Source organism: Streptomyces sp. NPDC001781 (assembly GCF_053596035.1).
In genome coordinates this window covers 192,029-211,177 of record NZ_JBSFFI010000002.1, presented here as the reverse complement: position 1 = coordinate 211,177, position 19,149 = coordinate 192,029, and the positions used below count along the sequence as shown (strand labels likewise).

The following is a 19,149-nucleotide window of genomic DNA, read 5'->3' as shown; positions in this document are numbered from 1 at the left end:
GATCGATAGGACAACGGCTTCTTGATGTTCCTGTTTCCCCCAACGAGTGGTTTTAGTAGTCAATGACCGTTGTTTGCGCATGATGCCCCCTCCGGTCAGTGATGATCTTCATCAGCTAGACCACTGCAGCTCAAATTGATGGGAAGAGGACTGTGGAACTCAGGGGAAAATCACGTCTGGTAGCCGGTGTCGCAGTTGCGGCGGTTGTCGGTGCCGCCACGGCCAGCGGGGTGACCTTTGCCCAGGCGAACCCGCCGGCCAAGGCTCCGGTGTCCTCGGTGCAGGTCGTCGTCGGCCCAGAGAGCGAGCCGGGACAACCGTCTTCGGCCCGCTGTCCGGAGGGCATGGGAGCAATCAACGGAGGCTTCCAGGCCACCTCCTTCAGCCGATCAGGCGGCGGAGATCCCTATGACGGCGTCACCGTCAATGCACCGTTCAAGGACGGGAAGGGCTGGAGCGCGATGCTGATGACCGGCAGGGTCATTGCCCGCGCGGTGTGCGTCCCCGAGGCCCAGGCTCCGCAGGCTGTGGTCGGCCCCGTCAGCCAGGAAGCAGACGTGTCCGTCGCGCGCTGCCCGGGAGACACCAAGGCCATCGCCGGCGGCTACGTCAGGGAAACCTGGTACAAGAACGGCTACGGCGAATCCCTCGACGACATCATCGTGAACGCACCCAACGACAGCGGCAGCGGCTGGGCCGCCAAGCAGTTCCACGGCAAGACCGTGGCCCGCGCTCTCTGCAGCTGAACAGACTCAGACCAACTGAGCCCTTCCACCATGCCGCTCGCCTCTTCAGCACTCCGGGATTCCGTGCACCCGGCGCGCTTCCGGTAAGCCCGGGCGGAACGGGCCAGCCGATGCGCAGGTCATCAACGAAGGCCGCGACGGTTCGGCGGAATTGCTAGCTCTGTTCGGGTGTGAGGCGGTTCAAGTCGGTGGTGAAGCGGGGCAGGGTCTCTTGGGAGCTCAGGGTTGCGAAGCCGACAGAGGTCCAGGAGACCCTGTTGCCGCAGTTGTACGTGCTCGCGCCGGTGGAGTTCAACTCGGCTGCTCTGTCGTGTGATTGTGTCGCCCACCGGTTCGGGAATGCGGCCGACCATCCGGAGCGTGTTCGGCGGTATCCCTCGGACATGACGGACGCGGAGTGGGCCGTGGTCCGGCCGCTGCTGCCGGTGCCGGGCTGGATGCGAGGTCGGGGCGGGCAGCCGGAGGCGTACTGCCACCGGGCGATACTGGACGCGATCCGCTATCTCGTGGACAACGGGATCAAGTGGCGGGCGATGCCGGCCGACTTCCCGCCATGGGACCGCGTCTATGCGTTCTTCCGCCGTTGGCGCGACCACGTGCTGGCCAGGGAGTTCCACGACCGGCTGCGCGGCCGGGTCCGTCAGGAGTCGGGGCGGGATGCGGAACCGACGGCCGGCGTGATCGACTCGCAGTCCGTCAAGGCGGACGCCGTCGTCGGCTCCGACAGCCGCGGCTTCGACGGCGGCAAGCTGATCAACGGCCGCAAACGGCACGTGGTCGTCGACACCCTCGGCCTGCTGCTGGGCGTGATGGTCACGAGCGCGGACATCGGCGACCGCGCTGCCGCGAAGGTGCTGCTCGAGCGGGTGACCGACGCTCACCACCGGCTGGAACTCGTCTGGGCCGACGGCGGGTACACCGGCAGCCTCGTCGAACACTGCCTGGCCGCGCTCGCGCTGGTCCTGGCCATCGTCAAGCGGAGCGACGACATCCGCGGCTTCGTGGTGCTGCCCAAGCGGTGGATCGTCGAGCGTCTCTTCGCCCACCTGATGCGAAGCCGCCGCCTGATCCGTGACTTCGAACGATCCACCAGCAGCGCCGAGGCGATGATCTACTGGTCGATGACCATGATCATGACCCGCCGCCTGGCCCGCTCACGCTCCGCGCGAGCGTGAACCGGCCCGGGGCCGGCTCGGCCAGCCAGCCCCGTGAGACCAGGCGTTTCGCCTTCGACCGCAGCCCCTCCACCTTGGCCGGCACCACATCCAGGCCGAACACGGCGGCCATCTCCTGACAGGTCAGCGGCCCTTGACCGAGACGGATCCGGTCATCGATCGCGGCCAGGATGCGCTGGTAGTCCGCCGACAGTGCCGTTTGGGTCAGCCCCTCGCGCCACATCGGAACCTGTGACCTCGCCGTCACCACCAGAGGCGGTGACGCCTGCACCCCGGCTCCTGTCACAACACCCTCCGGCACGTCGGTGGCGACGCCGGCTGAGTCACTGTCCGGCGCGGACAGCACCGCACCGACACGTTCACGGGCGATCGTCCACTCCGACCACTCCCGCTCGGCCATCGCGAGCTCGGCCTGGATACGGTCCGCTTCCTCACGCAGCCCGTCCACACGACGACGAGCGGCAAGCTCGTGGTGTTCCAGCAGTCCGACAACCGACGGCATCCGCGACCTCCACGAGAGCGACGAAACGACACCCCATCACTCCCACACCGACGCCGCCCCTACCCCTGAGCAGCGAAAACACAGTCGTCAGACTCGGAAAGACAACAGCGTCTAAGCGCTTGGCCGCAGGTTCGAGTCCTGCCGGGGGCGCCAGCCTTCACCAGCCAAAACGCCCCGGAGGGGATCTCCCCTTCAGGGCGTTTCGTGTATCTGACCGGCCGTACGGCGAGATGGTGTTTCTTACCGCCCAGCGGTGACCCTGCCAGGCGCTTTGGGGGTTTCATTGATCATCGCGGTTTCGCACGCCTACGAGCCGCTCTACCAGCTCCGGACGAGCGCTCTCACACTGATCTTCGGCGTAGCACTCATCGGCGTCGGACGGATGCTCCGACGGAACGGGCGGCTACCAGCTCCTTTGGACATCGGACAAAAAATCTCAGGCTCACTGATGGCGCAAGAGCACAAGAGTGCCGGCGTCGTCAGGCTCGGGTCCGTCATGATTGCCGTGGGCTGCTTCTTCCTCTTCGGCACGGTGTGTCTTGTGCTCGGCGCGACGGGTGTCACGGGTCCCGCATGACCAGCCGTGCCGCAGCCTGTCCCGAGTGCAGCCAGCGCCCCCTGACATCAACGGCACAGGACGGCAGCTGTACACAGCAGTCAGGTGCGGTACCGGCACACGAGGCGGGACCTGTCTGGACGTAGGGCAGATCGAACTCCCAAAGCAGTGCTGACAGAGGCTGCGGCCGACGGCAGTGAGGGCAGAGCTGACGGCAACGACGGCGGACGGCAGCGGTGCTCATCAGCCCAGCGCAGTACTCGCGCAGTTCCGCCGGTCCAGCCCACCACTGCTTGCCCGCATCCTCTCAGCGCTTGGCCGCAGGTTCGAGTCCTGCCGGGGGCGCACATAGCGGCTCAGCTGCGGAAACGCATGAGGGGCTCTTTCATGTCCAGATGCACATCGTGCTACGGGCAGGCGTCCTCACCTGTCCACGATCGCGGAGTAACGGTGTAGCACCGAGTGGCACACCTTCGTTATCGTGAACAGCATGACAGCGCAGCCGGAGATCACTCAGCGCGATCTGCGCACCCGCTCCAAAGAGATCATGGACGCCGTCCAGGGAGGGCAGGCGTTCACCGTCACCCGTGACGGGCATCGCGTCGGCGAGCTGATCCCGCTCCGCCGCCGTCGCCGCTTCGTTCCGCGTGCCGAGTTCGCGGCCATGTCACGTACCGCCCCCGACATCTCGCTGGACGCCTTCCGCGACGACCAGGACGCCGTCGTCGAGCAGGAGTTGGGCGACCCGTATGCCCGTTGAGCACGAGCAAGGACTGCTCGACACCAACATCATGATCCTGCGCAAGTGGATCGACGCCGACGAGCTGCCTGCCGAGATGGCCATCAGCGCCATCACCCTCGCGGAACTCTCCGCAGGCCCCCACCAGGTGCGCGGCGGCGAGCAGAGCGACTACGACGAACACGCCGAGCGGGCCCGCCGCACGGACGTCCTGCAGCGCGCCGAGAACGAATTCGACCCCATCCCCTTCGACGTGGAGGCGGCCCGCGTCTACGGCAGAATCTGCGCCGCCGTCGTCTCCGCGGGCCGCAGGCCCCGTCGCCGTGTTGCCGACCTGATGATCGCCGCCGTCGCGGCCGCCGAGGGACTTCCCCTCTTCACCACCAACCCCGACGACTTCAAGGGCCTCGACGACTTGATCACCATCGTGCCCGTCACCCGGCCCGAGATCCCGCACGACCGGTAGTGCCCCGTCCGCCCTCCCCTGCGCCGGAGGCAGGGTGGTTCCGCTCCCGGTCGCGGACACCCACCGCCCGTCACCAACCCTCGCCACGCCGACCGCCGACCGCCGCCCGCCGGTTTCCGTTGACGATCGAGGCGATGGCCGCCCACGTCCGGCGCCGCGCGTTCGGGTTCGTGACGCTGAATCCGGCCCACCTCGCGCACCCCGCCTCCACCGCCTTGGGGGCGGTTCGGGCCGGAGTCCTTCACCGGCCGGCCGGCCGCCCCCCTCCTCGGACAGACCGTGCGAATCCCTCCCACCCCAGATCGACCCCCGTAAAAGGGTGATCTCGCACGTTTCCCCCGTGACCCCCTCTCCCGCGGGCCGTTGTACGGGAAGTGCGGTGGCGATCTCTGCCGCCCACTCCCCCGAGCGACATGAAGCGACATAAGGAGAACGTGATGTCTCGCATTGCGAAGGCAGCCGTCGTGGCCCTCGGCACCGGTGCCGTGATGGTCGGTGGCGCCGGTCTGGCGCTGGCCGACGCGACCGCCGGGGGCGCTGCCGTCGGCTCGCCCGGCGTGGGCTCCGGCAACGTGGTCCAGGTTCCGGTCGACGTCCCGGTCAACCTGTGCGGCAACACCATCGACGTGGTCGGCCTGCTGAACCCCGCCTTCGGCAACACCTGCGCCAACGTCAGCACCCCGGCGCCCATGCAGGCAGCCCCCGGGGGCTACGGCTACGGCAACTGAGCCCCGCCCCCTCGGCGAAGAGCCCCGGCGCCCTGAGCGCCGGGGCTCTTCGCATGGCCGAAGGGCATGTCCCCACAGGACATGCCCTCACGCGTACCGGTAGATCCCGCTCACATCCTCCAGCGAGTCCGGCGTGACATCCCACGGCGGCATCCTGTCGTGCCGCGCGAGGACGCGCCCGCGCTGCTTGTCACCGGGGCCCGGCTGGGTCGCCGGCAGGTAGCGGTGGGTCTTGTGGGCCCGCTGCCAGCGGTACCACTGGTAGTCCAGGAACGCGTGGTGCAGCCAGAACACCGGGTCGTTGACCGACGCCCCGCCGAGCATCGCGCCCCCGACCCACCGGTGCACCCGGTTGTGGTTGTGCCAGGAGGCGCTGCCTCCGCCCGTCCCCCACCCCTCCAGCTTGTTGCGGAAGCCCCGCGTGACGGTCGAGTCCCACGGGGAGGCGTCGTACGCCGGGTCGTCCAGCGCCCACTGCAGCTCGCTCCTGGTGGGGAGCTGGATCGGGGAGGCCGCGCGGCCGAGGTCGCGGGTGAGGTACTTGCCGTCGGTGACGCCCTCCTTGATGGTCCAGTGCCCGGCCGCGTACGCGAACGGCCCGGTGGTCACCTGCCGGTCGCTCCGGCGGCCGTTGCCGCCGAGCAGGTCCTTGGTCCAGGGCGGCGACGTCGTGCCGCGGTCGCGGGTCCAGTCCCAGTACGGCACGGTGACCGAGGAGTCCACCCGGCGCAGCGCCCGTTCCAGCTCCAGCAGGAAGCGCCGGTGCCAGGGCAGGAAGGATGGGGCCATGTGGGCGGCGCGCAGGCCCTTCTCACCGTCCGCCGTGTAGTAGTCGATGTGCGTCCGCACGAACGCGTCGTACTCGCCGCGTCGCTTGACCTCCAGGAGGGCGTTGACGAAGCGCCGTTTCTCGCTCGCGGTGAGGGCGGCGGCGTTCTTACGCACGTACGCCATGCATGCCCCCCATCCCGTGTCCCGGGTGCTCGGCGCCCACCGGCCCGGGGGCCATCTCGCGCAGCCGCTCGCCGGGACCGATCTCGTCCGCGGCGGCACGGGCCGCCTCCAGGGGCGTGGCGTAGGAGGTGTAGTGGTCGACCATGCTCATCCAGGTGCCGTCGGCGCGGCGCATCAGGTGCAGCGGACGGCCGTCGACGGAGATCTGCCACTCCCCCGCGCCCACCCGGCGCGCGGCAGCCGGGACGAGGAAGCCCTGGATGCGGTGGCCGCGGTAGGTCTCGTCGAAGGCCCTGTCCTGCGCATCACCGGCCGGAGGCAGCGGACGGGACGCGGCGACCACGGGGGCCAGCCCCAGGGCTGCCACCGAGGCCAGCAGTCCGCGGGTCACCTCCCGCCGCGACGGTTTCTCTTCTCTGACCTGCCGTTCCGCCCCCACGGGCACACCGCCGGCACCGACGACCATCGCTCACTCCCTCGTCCGCAATCGGGCTTGTCCCAAGCGGTAACCGCGCGGGGGCGCCCGGGGTCACCGCGCAGCGGCCATCCGGGTAGGCGGCAACGGGTCAGCGCAGGCTGCGCGCGGGGAGCATGACGTGGGCTGCGGTCATGAGCGTCTCCTCGGCGCCGGCGAAGGCGGCGAGCGCGGCGGGGTCCACGGTCACACCGGGGCGGCCCTCGGGCCACGCGCGGGTGGTGAAGACGAGGTAGGCGTGTCCGCGCCGGGCGACGGCGTCGAGCCACTCCGGCGGGGCGTCCGCCTGGGCGACGAGCTGGGGAAGCCGGACGACGGCCTGGCCGGCCTCGACGAGCAGGGTGACGGGGAGGCTGGGCCGGGTGGCGCCGTCGATGACGGTGCCGATGGTCAGGCCGTTCATCTCCAGGAGCTGGTTGACGGCGGCCGAGGTGGCGCGGGGACCGCCCTCGGCGTCCCCGAGGGAGTACGCCAGCAGGTAGGGCATGTCGTCGCCGTCGGGGGCCTCGCCGCTCCAGGCCAGGACGACGAGGGTGCCCAGGTCCGCGGCGCGGAAGGCTTCGCTTGTGGTTGAGGTCACCGCGCGACCCTATCCACGGCGGGCGGGCCGACCGGGGGACCGCTCACCCGTCCGGGGGAGGGCCGGGAGGTGCTCCACACGATCGGGGGAAGCGGCCTCGAAACCGGGGCACGCGGCCTCGAAACCGGGGCACGCGGCCTCGAACACCGAAGGGAACGCGCCCTCGGGAACGAGAGGGAGGGCCGGTCCGCGCGGCGCGGCCCCGCCCTCCCCCCACGGTGTCTCAGCTCTGCAGCGGCAGCCCGCCGAGCAGTGGGTTGTGCGTGTTCAGCGCGGTGGTGGCGCCCTTGGCGGTGCTGAGGACGGAGTCCTTGTTCTCGGTGTTCAGCGCGTCCGACTGGTGCTGGAGCGGCATCACGTCGCGCACCTTCAGACCGCCCTTGGCGATCTGGTCCACGGCGCCGTTCAGGCTGCTGGGCGTCAGGTCGCCGGAGTAGGCGAACGCGGGCGCGGCGACGCCGGTGAGGGCGATGGAACCGGCCAGGACGGCTGCGGCCTTCAGGGACTTCATCATGTTCCTCTCCTCGGCAACTCGCGTCGCCCCGGGGTGTTCCGACGCCATGCCCAACGAGTCACGGCGGGGGCGGAAACCCCGTGGACACAAGACATATGAGATTCCCCGCGCGACAGGAGGGCGGGCACATACGACAGCGGCCCGGCCGCCCGCTCGCGCGTTGCGCGCGTGCGGACGGCCGGGCCGGGTGTGCGTCGGACGACCTCAGTCGTTGACGCAGGTGTTGCCGAAGGCCGGGTTCAGCAGGCCGATGACGTCGATGGTGTTGCCGCAGACGTTGACCGGCACGTGGACCGGGATCTGGACGACATTGCCCGAGAGGACGCCCGGCGAGTTCGCGGCGACGGCCTGCGCGCCGGAGTCGGCAGCGGCGATACCGGCACCGCCGGCGACGGCCGCCACGGCGGCGGAGGTCAGGACCAGACCCTTCGCGATACGCGACATGGAGAGGTGCTCCTTGTAAATCGAGACAAACATCCGGGCGGGCTGCCCGACGCACTGTCAACGCGGGCCGCCGCGAGGGGTTGTGCCGCCAAAGGGGTGATCTCCGGGAGAACCGCGGACGCCCGTGCCGCCCGCCCGCGTCGGTACGCCGCCGGAGCCCCCGCGCTCACTAGAGTCGCGGCCCTCTCCTCCGTACCAGGCCCGCACGCCGTGCGTGGCGGGCACCGGCTCACGCTTCAGGGAGGCAGCGTGCCGCGCCGTCGTACGCCGGGCGCACGGAAGTGGCCGGGCGCGGGTCCACCGGACGACGTACCGCAGCGCACGACCGGCGCGGAAAGGCGCGTACGGGCTCGGCGTCAGACCGGCTACGCCGCACCGTCCGGACGCGGGCCCGAGGGTGGCCGATCTCGGGCGCGGCGCGCGGGCGCGACGGTGACCCGCCGGGCCACCTGCTCGTTCCCCACCGGGACGCGGCCAGGGCCGGTGTGCTCTTCACCGCGGAGGACGCCCGGCAGCCGGGCGCGGTCCCGACCAGATCCGAGCGCCCCTGTGAGCGAGGTATCCCGCCCATGCACCAGCCAGTTTCCGACGCCCGAGAACGGGTGCTGCATGTTTCGCAGCCCGTCGACGGCGGAGTCGCACGGGTCGTGATCGACCTGGCGCGGGCCCAGCTCGCGGCGGGCGTGCGCGTCGTGATCGCCTGCCCGGGCGGCCGACTGGCCACGGAGGCACAGGAGATAGGCGCCGAGGTGCGGCTCTGGCGGGCCACTCGGTCACCGGGTCCCGCCCTGCCCGGCGAGGTACGGCGGCTGGCCCGCCTCGCCGGGGAGGTACGGCCCGCACTGGTGCACGCGCACAGCGCCAAGGCCGGTCTGGCCGCCCGCCTCGCACTGCGGGGCCGGGTCGCGACCGTCTTCCAGCCGCACGCCTGGTCCTTCGAGGCCGTCGGCGGGGTCGCCGCCGTGCTCGCCGCGCGCTGGGAGCGGTTCGCCGCGCGCTGGGCCGAGCGGGTGGTGTGTGTCAGCGAGGCGGAGCGCGCGACCGGCCTACGCGCCGGGGTGCGCGCCGCGTACGCCGTGGTGCCCAACGGCATCGACCTCGAACGGTTCTCCCCCGCGCCCGCCCCGGCCGCCCGCGCCGGGCTGCCGGGGCTCGGGGCCGGACCGCTGGTGGTGTGCGTGGGACGGCTGTGCCCGCAGAAGGGCCAGGACGTGCTGCTGGCCGCGTGGGAGAAGGTGCTGACCGTGCTGCCGGAGGCCCGGCTGGTGCTGGTCGGCGACGGACCCGACCGGGAGGCGCTGAGCCGGTCGGCGGGTCCCCGTGTGCTCTTCACGGGCGAGGTCGCCGACGTACTGCCCTGGTACCGGGCCGCCGACCTGGTGGTGCTGCCCTCGCGCTGGGAGGGCATGGCACTGGCCCCGCTGGAGGCGCTGGCCTGCGCGCGGCCCGTCGTGGTCAGCGACGTGGACGGCGCACGCGAGAGCCTGCCGCCCGCGCTGGCCGGGCACTGCCTGGTGCCGCCGGAGGACCCCGAGGCGCTGGCCGCCGCCGTGACCGGGCTGCTGTGCGACGCGCCGCTGCGCGCGGACCTCGGCGCCCAGGGCCGCCGGCACGTCCTGACCACGCACGACGTGCGGCTGACCGCCGGACGGGTCGCGGATCTCTACCGCGAGCTGCTCGGCGACCTGCCGTCCGTGTCCACCGAGCGCAGGGAGTCGACCCACCCGTGACCGCGGAAAGCATCGTCCCCTCGCCCAGCGCCTCCGGCATCGACCCCGGGTACGCCGTACGGCCCGCCCGGGGCTTCCGCTTCCCGGCCCGGCACCCGCACTCCCCCGCCCTCTCCCCGCTGCCCCTGCTCACCGCCGACCTCGCCGGCGCCGTGGCGGGCGCGCTCGTGCTGGACGCGGCCGTGCGCGGGCCGCTCGTCGTGGCCGTGCTGGTCGCCGGTGCCCTGCTGCCGCGGTCGCGCCCGGCGCGCGCGGTGAGCGGTGTACTCGACGAACTCCCCGCCGTCTGCGGCCGGATCGCGGTGGTCTGGCTGGCCCTCGGCGCGCTGACCGCCACCCTGGAGCACGGCCGCCCGCCGGCCCTGTCCGCGCTGGCCGTCGGCTGGTGCGCACACGCGGTGGTCGCCTGTGCCGGCCGGGCGGCCGTACACCGGCGGCGCCGGGTGCTGCGGCTGCGGCTGCCGAGCACCGCGCTGGTGGTCGGCCCCGCCGCGACCGCCCAGCGGGTCGCCGCCGCGCTGCTGCGGCGGCCGGACTGCGGGGTGCGCCCCGTCGGCGTGGTCACCGACCACCCGGACGGCAGCGCCGGGCTCCCGGTGCTGACCAGCGGCGAACAGGTCGAGCGGGCGCTCATCCAGAACGGCGTGGGCACCGTCCTCACCGTCGACCCCGCCGTACGCACGGAGAAGGGCCCGCTGCTGCGGGCTCTCGCCGAGTCGGGCTGCGCGCTGTGGGAGGTGGACGCGGACTGCCCGGCGTACGAGATGCGCGAGCAGCTCGCCGGGTTCTCCGTGCGGCGGCTCGGCCTGGGCGTCCGGCGGCGCGGCAGCGTGGGCAAGCGGCTGCTGGACCTGGTGGTGTCGGGCGCTCTGCTGGTGCTGGCCGCGCCGCTGCTGCTGGCCTGTGCGCTGGTGCTGCGGCTCAGCGAGGGTCCGGGCGTGGTGTTCCGGCAGGAGCGCATCGGCATGGGCGGGCGTCCTTTCACCCTGCTGAAGTTCCGCACCCACCGCCCGGCGGACGAGCGGGAGTCGGCGACCCGGTGGAGCGTGGCGGACGAGCGGCGGATGAACCCGTTCTGCCGGTTTCTGCGCCGGACCTCGCTGGACGAACTGCTCCAGCTCTGGAACGTCTTCCGGGGCGACATGAGCCTGGTCGGCCCGCGCCCGGAACGCCCCTACTTCGTGACGCAGTTCAGCCAGTGCTATCCGGGTTACGCGGCCCGGCACCGGATGCGGGTGGGCATCACGGGGCTGGCCCAGGTCAGCGGGTTGCGCGGGGACACCTCGATCGAGGACCGGGCGCGCTACGACAACGCCTACATCGACAACTGGTCGCTGTGGCAGGACGTCTGCATCCTGCTGCGCACCGCGGCCGCCGTCGTGCGGTCCACCGGGAGCTGACGGATGACCCTCGCGCTGCCGCTCGGCCGCCCCCGGCGCTGGTCCCCGGTGCTGCCGGTGCTCGCCGTGCTCGTCCTGCTCGCGCTGCCCCTCTCCTCCAGCGAGTCGGGGGGCGCGGGCCCGGCCGACGCGGCGTCCGCGCTGGTCGTCGGCGCCTGCGCGGTGCGGCTGCTGCGGGAGCGGGCCCGCCCGCTGTCCGCCAGGGCCGCGCTGGTGCTGGGACTGCCGGTGGCCGGGGTGGCGCTCGCCGCGATGGGGGCCACCTCCCCGGGCGCCGGCCTGGCCGGACTGGGCCGCTATCTCCAGGTCTTCGTCCTGGTCCCGGCCGCTGTGCTGCTCCTGGTCCGTGACCGCCGGGACTTTCGGCTGCTGGCCTGGGCGCTGGTGGGACTGGCGCTCTGGCAGGGCGCTGTCGGCGTGCGGCAGTACGCCACCGGCACCGGCGCCTCGTACCAGGGCCGGATGATCCGCGCGGTCGGCACCTTCGGGCCGTACGACGTGATGGGGATGGCCACCGTCGTGGCCTTCGGGCTGCTGTGCGCGGTGGGACTTGCGCTGGGGAAGGCGCCGGCGCGGGAGCGGGTGGTCGCGGCCGGGTGCGCGCTGGCGCTGCTGGTGCCGCTGGCGCTCTCCTTCAGCCGGGGCGCGTGGATCGCCACCGCCGTCACCCTCGCCGCGCAGCTGCTGCTGGCCGGGGTCCGCCGGGCGCTGAAGGTGGGCGCCGCGGTGGTCGCGGCCGGGGTCGTGCTGGTGGGCGGCCTCGGGGTGGGCACGGCGATGCTCCAGGAACGGATCGACAGCATCACCGAGGTCGCCGACGCCCCCGACCAGTCGGTCACCGACCGGTACACCATGTGGGCGGCGGCCACCGGTATGTGGCGCGAACACCCTCTGACCGGAGTCGGGTTGAAGGGCTTTCCGGAGTACCGGGACGGCCGTGCCTCGCTCGCGCTCTCCTCGGGCAGCGACACCGAGGGCGCGGGCGTCGGCTTCCGCAGGCAGCCGCTGCTGTCCCCGCACAACATGTACCTGCTGGTCCTCGCCGAGCAGGGCCTGACGGGGCTGCTGTGCCTGGCGGGTGGCTGGCTGGCGATGCTGGTGCTCGGACTGCGCGGCCTGCGGACCGCTCACCGTACGGGCCGGGACCTGGACTGCGCGCTGATCGGCTGCGGCCTGCTGCTCTGGCAGCTCGTGGACTTCGTGTACGCCGACATCGGCGGCCCCTCCACCGTGCTGACGGCGGTGTGCCTGGGCCTGGTGGCGTGGTGGGCTCTGGTGGGCGCGGACCCGGAGCGTGCGCGGTGACGCTGACGCCCGCTCCGGGCCCGGAGACCACCGGTCGGCAGCCACCGCCGACCGAGCGCGAACACGCCCCGGTGACACGGCGGTTCCTCGCCCGCGCCGCGCTGCTCACCGCCTCCCTGTCCGCCGCCGGCGCCCTGCTCGGGCTGGTCCGGGACCAGTCGCTGGCCCGGCTGTTCGGCGCCGGGCGGGACACGGACGCCTTCCTGGTCGCCTGGACGGTGCCCGAGTTCGCGGCCACGCTGCTGATCGAGGACGGGCTGGCCTTCGCGCTGATCCCGGCGTTCAGCGTGGCGCTGGCCCGCCGCGCCCAGGGCGCTCCGGGAGATCCCGTACGGGCCCTGGTCCGGGGGACGCTGCCCCGGCTGGCGCTGGCCTTCACCGTGGCCGGGGCGGTGCTCGCGGCCGGTGCGCCGCAGCTCGTCCAGGTGCTCGCGCCCGGCCTGCCCGACCCGGCGCTCGCCGTGGACTGCACCCGGCTCACCGCGACCTGCGTGCTCACCTTCGGGGTCGCCGGGTACTTCAGCGCGGCCCTGCGCGCCCACCGCCGCTTCCTCGCCCCGGCCGCGATCTACGTCGCGTACAACACGGGCATCGTCACGGCGATGTTCGCGCTCGGCGGGGCCTTGGGGGTGCGGTCGGCCGCGTTCGGGGTCGCGGCGGGCGGGGTGCTGATGGTCCTCACCCAACTCCCTTTTCTGGTGCCTCGGTTGCGCAAACGCCGGCCCACGGAGCCGATGCCCCGGCTGCCTTCGGCCAAGTCGCACTCGGTGAATCTGCCGCTGATGGCGACCGTGCTGCTGTTCGCGCTGTGCCGGCAGTCGCAGGTGCTGATCGAACGGTTCCTCGCCTCCAGCCTGCCCTCCGGGGCCATCTCGCACCTGAACTACGCCCAGAAGATCGCGCAGATCCCCATGACCATGTCGATGATGCTCTGCACGATCACCTTCCCGGTGGTCGCGCGGGCGCTCGCCGAGGGCGACACCGAGCGCGCCCGGGTCCGGGTGGAGCGGGATCTCGCGGTCGCCTCCGGGCTGGTGCTCCTCGGCACCGCGGCGGTCGTGGCCTGCGCCCCGCAGATCGTGCAACTCCTCTTCCAGCGTGGTGCGTTCACCGCCGCGGACACGGCGGCCACGGCGGGCGTGATGCGGGTGTACGCCGTCGGCCTGCTCGGGCAGACCCTCACCGGTGTCCTGGTCCGGTCCTACTTCTCCGCGGGCCGCCCCACCTGGTACCCGCTCGGCGCGATGTCCGCCGGAGTGCTCGCCACCTGCGTCATCGGCGCGGGCACCGTCGGCACCTGGGGCGTCACCGGTATCGCCGCCGCCAACGCCACCGGCATCACCCTCACCGCCGCCCTGCTGCTGTCCGGGATGCGCGGTCCCCGGTACGGCAGGGGGCGGGGGGTGCCGATCCGCACCCGGCACGTGCTGCGCGAACTGAGCCGCCCGGCCGGAGCCGCACTCGGGGCCGCCCTCGCCGGGGCCTGGGCCGCGACCCTGCCCGCGGGAGCACCCGCGGGGCTCGCCGCCGGGGGCCTCACCGTGCTCACCGTCTTCGTCCTGCTCGGCCGGGCCCTGGGCGCCCAGGGCTTCGCACCCGCCATCCGTTCCGTACGCACCCACACCCGAAGGCTCGCTCATGCCGTCTTCCGTTGAGTCCGCGCCCGTCCTCCGCACCGGCTCCCCCCGGCCGGGCGGAGGCGGTCCCGTCCCGTGGATCGCCATGTACCACTCGGTCGGCGACTGCTCCGACGACCCGTACCGCGTCACCGTCACTCCGGCCCGGCTGGAACGCCAGCTGCGCTGGCTGCGCGGGCGCGGACTGCGGGGCGTGTCGGTGGGCGAACTGCTGGCCGCTCGCGCCCGGGGCGCCGGGCGCGGTCTGGTCGGGCTCACCTTCGACGACGGGTACGCCGACTTCGTCACCGACGCGGTGGCGCTGCTGGCCCGCTGGGAGTGCACGGCCACCCTGTTCGTGCTGCCCGGCCGGCTCGGCGGCGAGAACACCTGGGACCCGCTCGGCCCGCGCAAGCCCCTGCTGACCGCCGACGCCGTGCGCAAGGCCCATCGCGCCGGGGTGGAGATCGGCTCCCACGGCCTGACCCATGTCGACCTCACCCGCGCCGACGACCCCACCCTGCGCGCCGAGGTCGCCGAGAGCCGCGCCCTGCTGACCGGGCTGACCGGTGCCCCCGTCCAGGGCTTCTGCTATCCGTACGGCACGATCGACGGGCGCGTGGTCGAGGCCGTGCGGGAGGCCGGTTACGGCTACGCCTGTGCCATCGACCCCGGCAGCCTGGGCGGCCGCCACGCGCTGCCCCGCGTGCACGTCGGGCAGAACGACAACGCCTTGCGGCTGTTCCTGAAGTACCGGCTGCACCGACTGCGCCGCCGGCCCGTGGCGGGGCTGTGATGCGGGCGCTGCACATCATCACCGGCCTCGGGATCGGGGGCGCGGAGCAGCAACTGCGGCTCCTGCTGCGCCACCTGCCCGTCGAGTGCGACGTGGTGACGCTGACCAACCCCGGCCCGGTGGCCGCCGGACTGCGGGCCGACGGGGTGCGGGTGGCCGACCTGGCCATGGGCGGCAACCGGGACCTGGCCGCGCTGCCCCGGCTGGCCCGGCTGATCCGGCGCGGCCGCTACGACCTGGTCCACACCCACCTCTACCGGGCCTGTCTCTACGGCCGGCTGGCGGCCCGGCTCGCGGGAGTGCGCGCGGTGGTCGCCACCGAGCACTCGCTGGGCGACTCCCAGATGGAGGGGCGCCCGCTCAACCCCGGTGTGCGGGCGCTGTATCTGGCCGGGGAGCGTCTCGGCCGTTCGACGGTCGCCGTCTCCCCCACCGTCGCCGCCCGCCTGACCCGCTGGGGCGTGCCGGAGCCGCGCATCACGGTCGTCCCCAACGGCATCGACCTGGAGCCCTTCCGTTTCGACCCGGAGCGGCGGGTACGCGTCCGGGCCCGGCTGGGGGTTCCGCACGACGCGTTCGTGATCGGCGGCATCGGACGTCTGGCACCCGGCAAGCGCTTCGACATCGCGATCAGGGCCCTCACCCGGCTACCGTCCGACTGCTACCTGCTGCTGGTGGGAGGCGGTCCGGAGGAGAGCGCTCTCCGCCGCGTCGCCGCCGCGGCCGGGGTGTCCGGCCGGGTGCTGTTCACCGGCGAGGTCCCCGGCCTCCCCGACGGTTCACCCGGCCCGGACCTGCCCGCGCTGACCTCCGCGATGGACGTGCTCGCCGCCCCCTCCCCGGAGGAGGCGTTCGGACTGGCCGTCGTCGAGGCGCTCGCGGCCGGGCTCCCGGTGCGCTACGCGTCCTGCCCGGCCGTGGAGGACCTCCCGCCCGAGGCCGCCCCCGACGCCGTACGGGTGCGCGGCGGCGCCGACGCGTACGCCGTCGCGCTCGCCGGGGTCCGCGCCGCCGGACCGGGCCCGCGCGCCGTTCCGGAGGCGGCCCGCCACTACTGCGTCACCCGCAGCGCCGCCCGGCTGATGGACGTCTACGCGGCGGCGCTCACCCGTACCGTCCCCTCGCCCCGACACCCTCACGGAGGCATTCCCTCATGACCGACAATCCCACCCGGCGCCGTCGCACCGGCCGCCTGCCGGGGTCCCGTTCCCTGCCGCCCTGGTCGCTGGTGGCCGCCGGGGTCGTCGCGGGCGGCCTGATCGGCGGCGGGTACGGCCTGCTCAAGGCCCCCGTCTACACCGCGACCAGTTACGTCGTCGCCGTCCCCGCCGAGCGCTCGGACACCTCCACCGCGCTCGGCTTCGCCCAGGCCTACGGCAGGGTCGCCACCCAGCCCGCCGTGCTCGCCGCGGCGCAGGCGCGGGCCGGGGTGCCGGTGAGCACCCTGGAGAAGAGCGTGCGCACGGCCACCTCGCCGGACGCCCCGATGGTCGCCGTCTCCGCCACCTCCGGTCGGCCCGCGCGGGCCGCCGCGATGGCCAACGCGGTCGCCGCCGCGCTCAGCGAGCAGGCCGACGCGGGCAGGAAGGCCACCCACGTCGAGCTGCTCCCGTTCTCCCGCGCGGTGCGGCCGACCGAGCCGTCCTCGGCGTCCGCCGGGCTCACCACGCTGGTCGGCGCGGGCGCCGGCGGGCTGCTCGGCGGGCTCGCGCTGCTGGTCCGGCCGGGACGCCGGGAGGAATCCGGCACCGCGCTCGCGGCCCCACTGCCCGGGCCGGCCCTCGCCGCCGACGTCCACAGCCGGCTGTGACGGCGACGTACGCGGCGCGCCCCGCAAGCTTCGCGCGTCCCGCGCTCACCACCCAGCTCCTCACCGACGAGAAGGCGTTCGCCGCCCTCGCCCCGGCCTGGGGCCGCCTGCACCGGCGCTGCTCCACCGCCACCCCGTTCCAGAGCCACGCGTGGCTGCACTCCTGGTGGAAGTCGTACGGCAGGCCCGGCAGACTCCGCGTCCTGCTGGTCCGCTCGGGCCGCGACCTGGTCGCCGCCGCCCCCCTGACCCTCACCCGGCAGCCCTTCCCCGCGCTGGTCCCGCTGGGCGGCACGGTGTCCGACTACGGCGACGTGCTGCTCGACGACGCCGACGACGGCCGTGCCCTCGGCGCCCTGACCGACGCCCTGTGGACGGCCGCCCGGACCGCCCTGATCGACCTGCGCGAGGTACGCGCCGGCGGTGCGGCGGAGCGCGTCCACGACCGCTGGCCCGGCCCGCGCCGCCGGGTGCCGGACTCCCTGTGCCTGGAGCTGCCCCCGGTGCCCATGGACGAGTTGCTCACCCGGCTGCCCGCCGGCAAGGCCCAGCGGGTCCGGGCCAAGCTGCGCAAGCTGTCCGCGCTCGGGGTGGCCCGGCGCACGGCGGGTCCGGGTGAGGCGGAGGCGGCGGTGGCACGGCTGCTGGAGCTGCACCGGCTCCAGTGGCAGGGCCGCAAGGTGACGCCCGAGCATCTGCGGCCCCGCTTCCGGGAGCACCTGGTGCGGGCGGTGGAGCCGATGGTGCGCTCGGGGGACGCGGTCGTCACCGAGTTCCGTATCGGCGAGGAGGTGGTCGCCGTCGATCTCACGCTGCTCTCGCCGGGCCTCGCGGGCGGCTATCTCTACGGCGCCCATCCTTCGCTGCGCGAGCGCAAGGCGGACGTCGCCGTCATGCTGCTGGACGCCTGCGCAGCGCACACCGCAGCGGGCTCCCACCGCACGCTGAGCCTGATGCGCGGCGACGAACCGTACAAGCACCACTGGCGCCCCGAACCGGCGCCCAGCGGGCGGCTGCTGCTGGCCCGGCGCCGTACCGCGCCGCTGCTGTCGGCCGCGCTGTCCGGCGTGGCGGCCCGGCGCCACGTCAAGGCGGCCCTGGTACGCCTCGAGCGCAGGCCGGACTAGGGCCTCTCGTTCGGATCATGCCGGGCTCGCGGGGTCCAGTCGAAGCGGAGGCAGACCCTGCCCGCGAGCCAGAACTCCACCCACTTCCCCGTCACCGTCCGCGAGCAGTCGACGGGGGCCCTGGTCCCGGCCGAGGGGGTGGGGGTGGGCTCGGGGGTCGGGGTGACCGGGCCCGTCGGGGTGGGCGTCGGGGTGGATGTGACCGTGGGCGTGGGCGTGCTCGGTCCCGTGCGTCCGTACAGCGTCGTCCGGTACACCTTCGCCGCGGCCGGGTTGGCCGGGCACTGCCACACGCCGTGCGGGCAGTAGTCGGTGAGGGTGTTGTAGAGCGGCCGGTGCTCGTCCATCCAGGCGAGCATCCGCCGCATGTACTCGGGGTTGTCGCCATTGCGGAACAGTCCCCACTCCGGGTAGGAGATCGGCTTGCCGTGCGCCTTGGCGAAGTCGACGTGCGCCTGGAGGCCGTAGGGCTCGGTGACCTGCTCGTCGAAGGGCATCCCGGACGGCTGGTCGTAGGAGTCCATGCCGATGATGTCGACGGTGTCGTCACCGGGGTAGCACTCGGTCCACGGCACGGCGTCCCGGCCCCGGCTGGGCGTGAAGTCGAAGCGGAACCGCTGCCCCGGCACCGCGCGCATGGTGGCGACGATCCGGTTCCAGTACGCCTTCCACGCCCCGGGGTCGGGCCCGCAGCGGTGGGTGTAGGTGATGCCGTTCATCTCCCAGCCCAGCACCAGCACGGTGTCCGGCACGCCGAGCTCGACCAGCTTCTGGGCGAGTACGCGGAAGTGCCGGTCGAACTGTCCGGCGGCGGCCTGCTTCAGCAGCAGCCGTACCTGCGCGTCGGAGAGGTGCTCCTCGTTGCGCTCCTGCATCGGTACGTTGAGGACGAGGATGCGGTCGGCCTTGTCGCGCCGCCAGTTCGCCCACGGCTCCAGGAAGCCGGGCGGACCCTCGACGTCCCGCCACTGCCCGCCGGGCAGGTAGGTGTGCGCGACCTTCAGCTCGGCGCCGCCCAGCCAGTCGCTCAGCGCGGGAATCCGGGCGATCCCCAGGGGGCCGGAGTCGAGGAACGCCCCGAAGTCGGGACCCCGGCCGACGGGTGGGGGCGCCGGGGTCGCGGTGGGCGCGGGGGCCGGTGCGGGTGTCGTCCGGTGCGGTACGGCCGCGATGCCGGGGCCGGCCAGGGCGGCCGACACCGTGATCGCCGCGGCCAGGAGGGACAGCCGCCCTCGCCGGGTCCTGCGCCACTGTGGAGCCATCCCGGCCCCTCCCTCCGCCCGGCCCTGCCCTCGCGCCCCGAACAGCGCCTGTACTGACACCCAGTCACACGCGCCGGGTACTCGCCAGCGCGGCTACGGCTTGCGGGTGGCCGCGGCCCCCGCGTGGGTGAACGGCGAAGGCCCCGCCGGGGTTATCCGTGCGGGGCCGCCCGGCCGGCCGCTCCCGGCCCGTCGGCGTGGCGAGCCGCCGGACGGGACGCGGC

Annotated in this window: 21 protein-coding genes and 1 tRNA gene; 15 read left to right on the top strand and 7 right to left on the bottom strand. The window is 73.4% G+C overall.

What is annotated here, in order from left to right; translation table 11 throughout:
- The first annotated feature begins 152 nt into the window (after positions 1-152).
- Positions 153-746 carry a hypothetical protein gene (locus tag ACWCV3_RS02715; RefSeq protein WP_302216636.1) on the top strand — a complete coding sequence of 198 codons (594 nt, stop codon included), beginning with the start codon at positions 153-155 and terminating at the stop codon, positions 744-746.
- A gap of 383 nt (positions 747-1,129) precedes the next feature.
- Entirely contained in the window at positions 1,130-1,921 is a 792-nt protein-coding gene (locus ACWCV3_RS02710) for an IS5 family transposase (RefSeq protein ID WP_451217331.1), read from the top strand.
- On the opposite strand, the gene ACWCV3_RS02705 is transcribed toward ACWCV3_RS02710, so the two are convergent.
- Complete coding sequence (locus ACWCV3_RS02705; RefSeq protein ID WP_451217328.1) at positions 1,878-2,423, bottom strand: hypothetical protein; 546 nt, start codon at positions 2,421-2,423, stop codon at positions 1,878-1,880. The two genes, ACWCV3_RS02710 and ACWCV3_RS02705, sit on opposite strands and share 44 nt — an antisense overlap.
- A gap of 83 nt (positions 2,424-2,506) precedes the next feature.
- On the opposite strand from ACWCV3_RS02705, the gene ACWCV3_RS02700 reads away from it, so the two are divergent.
- From ACWCV3_RS02700 to ACWCV3_RS02680, 5 genes are all read left to right on the top strand, one after another.
- Positions 2,507-2,576, top strand: a tRNA-OTHER gene (locus ACWCV3_RS02700).
- A gap of 100 nt (positions 2,577-2,676) precedes the next feature.
- Positions 2,677-3,000, top strand: a complete 324-nt coding sequence (locus ACWCV3_RS02695) for a hypothetical protein (protein WP_451217325.1) — start codon at positions 2,677-2,679, stop codon at positions 2,998-3,000.
- A 469-nt stretch (positions 3,001-3,469) separates the two neighbouring features.
- The gene (locus ACWCV3_RS02690; protein WP_451217322.1) at positions 3,470-3,739 is read left to right on the top strand and encodes a type II toxin-antitoxin system Phd/YefM family antitoxin; all 270 of its coding nucleotides are present in this window, start codon (positions 3,470-3,472) and stop codon (positions 3,737-3,739) included.
- Positions 3,729-4,184 (top strand): PIN domain-containing protein, encoded by a 456-nt coding sequence (locus ACWCV3_RS02685; RefSeq protein ID WP_451217319.1) that lies wholly within the window; start codon positions 3,729-3,731, stop codon positions 4,182-4,184. The genes ACWCV3_RS02690 and ACWCV3_RS02685 overlap by 11 nt, the downstream gene beginning before the upstream one ends.
- Before the next feature lie 437 nt (positions 4,185-4,621).
- On the top strand, positions 4,622-4,912 hold the full coding sequence (locus ACWCV3_RS02680; RefSeq protein ID WP_451217316.1) for a chaplin: 291 nt from the start codon (positions 4,622-4,624) through the stop codon (positions 4,910-4,912).
- Between the two features lie 87 nt (positions 4,913-4,999).
- Here the strand turns inward: ACWCV3_RS02680 and ACWCV3_RS02675 are convergent, their stop codons facing one another.
- The 5 genes from ACWCV3_RS02675 to chpG all read right to left on the bottom strand — a co-directional run bounded on the left by ACWCV3_RS02675 (position 5,000) and on the right by chpG (position 7,879).
- Positions 5,000-5,866: a tyrosinase family protein gene (locus ACWCV3_RS02675; RefSeq protein WP_451217313.1), complete on the bottom strand. Its 867-nt coding sequence runs from the start codon at positions 5,864-5,866 to the stop codon at positions 5,000-5,002.
- A complete protein-coding gene (locus ACWCV3_RS02670; protein ID WP_451217310.1) occupies positions 5,850-6,332 on the bottom strand; it encodes a tyrosinase family oxidase copper chaperone in 483 nt (160 codons plus the stop codon). The genes ACWCV3_RS02675 and ACWCV3_RS02670 overlap by 17 nt, the downstream gene beginning before the upstream one ends.
- Positions 6,333-6,432: 100 nt before the next feature.
- Positions 6,433-6,921: a DUF5949 family protein gene (locus ACWCV3_RS02665; RefSeq protein WP_451217307.1), complete on the bottom strand. Its 489-nt coding sequence runs from the start codon at positions 6,919-6,921 to the stop codon at positions 6,433-6,435.
- A gap of 223 nt (positions 6,922-7,144) precedes the next feature.
- Complete coding sequence (locus tag ACWCV3_RS02660; protein WP_359703999.1) at positions 7,145-7,432, bottom strand: hypothetical protein; 288 nt, start codon at positions 7,430-7,432, stop codon at positions 7,145-7,147.
- Positions 7,433-7,639: 207 nt separating this feature from the next.
- A complete protein-coding gene (gene chpG, locus ACWCV3_RS02655; protein ID WP_030813959.1) occupies positions 7,640-7,879 on the bottom strand; it encodes a chaplin ChpG in 240 nt (79 codons plus the stop codon).
- Positions 7,880-8,448: 569 nt separating this feature from the next.
- Here chpG and ACWCV3_RS02650 point away from each other — a divergent pair.
- From ACWCV3_RS02650 to ACWCV3_RS02615, 8 genes are read left to right on the top strand one after another with little or no spacing between them, the layout of a single operon-like run.
- Positions 8,449-9,609, top strand: coding sequence for a glycosyltransferase (locus ACWCV3_RS02650; protein ID WP_451217303.1), 1,161 nt, complete (start codon positions 8,449-8,451; stop codon positions 9,607-9,609).
- Positions 9,606-11,009, top strand: coding sequence for an exopolysaccharide biosynthesis polyprenyl glycosylphosphotransferase (locus ACWCV3_RS02645; RefSeq protein WP_451217300.1), 1,404 nt, complete (start codon positions 9,606-9,608; stop codon positions 11,007-11,009). The genes ACWCV3_RS02650 and ACWCV3_RS02645 overlap by 4 nt, the downstream gene beginning before the upstream one ends.
- A gap of 3 nt (positions 11,010-11,012) precedes the next feature.
- Positions 11,013-12,314 (top strand): O-antigen ligase family protein, encoded by a 1,302-nt coding sequence (locus ACWCV3_RS02640; protein ID WP_451217297.1) that lies wholly within the window; start codon positions 11,013-11,015, stop codon positions 12,312-12,314.
- On the top strand, positions 12,311-13,969 hold the full coding sequence (gene murJ, locus ACWCV3_RS02635; RefSeq protein ID WP_451217294.1) for a murein biosynthesis integral membrane protein MurJ: 1,659 nt from the start codon (positions 12,311-12,313) through the stop codon (positions 13,967-13,969). The genes ACWCV3_RS02640 and murJ overlap by 4 nt, the downstream gene beginning before the upstream one ends.
- Positions 13,953-14,726, top strand: a complete 774-nt coding sequence (locus ACWCV3_RS02630) for a polysaccharide deacetylase family protein (RefSeq protein ID WP_451217291.1) — start codon at positions 13,953-13,955, stop codon at positions 14,724-14,726. Before murJ ends, ACWCV3_RS02630 begins: the two co-directional genes overlap by 17 nt.
- Positions 14,726-15,883 carry a glycosyltransferase gene (locus tag ACWCV3_RS02625; RefSeq protein WP_451217288.1) on the top strand — a complete coding sequence of 386 codons (1,158 nt, stop codon included), beginning with the start codon at positions 14,726-14,728 and terminating at the stop codon, positions 15,881-15,883. Before ACWCV3_RS02630 ends, ACWCV3_RS02625 begins: the two co-directional genes overlap by 1 nt.
- Positions 15,880-16,536, top strand: a complete 657-nt coding sequence (locus tag ACWCV3_RS02620; protein ID WP_451217285.1) for a lipopolysaccharide biosynthesis protein — start codon at positions 15,880-15,882, stop codon at positions 16,534-16,536. The genes ACWCV3_RS02625 and ACWCV3_RS02620 overlap by 4 nt, the downstream gene beginning before the upstream one ends.
- Positions 16,533-17,663 (top strand): GNAT family N-acetyltransferase, encoded by a 1,131-nt coding sequence (locus ACWCV3_RS02615; protein WP_451217282.1) that lies wholly within the window; start codon positions 16,533-16,535, stop codon positions 17,661-17,663. The genes ACWCV3_RS02620 and ACWCV3_RS02615 overlap by 4 nt, the downstream gene beginning before the upstream one ends.
- Here the strand turns inward: ACWCV3_RS02615 and ACWCV3_RS02610 are convergent.
- Complete coding sequence (locus ACWCV3_RS02610) at positions 17,660-18,925, bottom strand: glycoside hydrolase family 26 protein (protein ID WP_451217279.1); 1,266 nt, start codon at positions 18,923-18,925, stop codon at positions 17,660-17,662. The two genes, ACWCV3_RS02615 and ACWCV3_RS02610, sit on opposite strands and share 4 nt — an antisense overlap.
- Positions 18,926-19,149 lie beyond the last annotated feature (224 nt).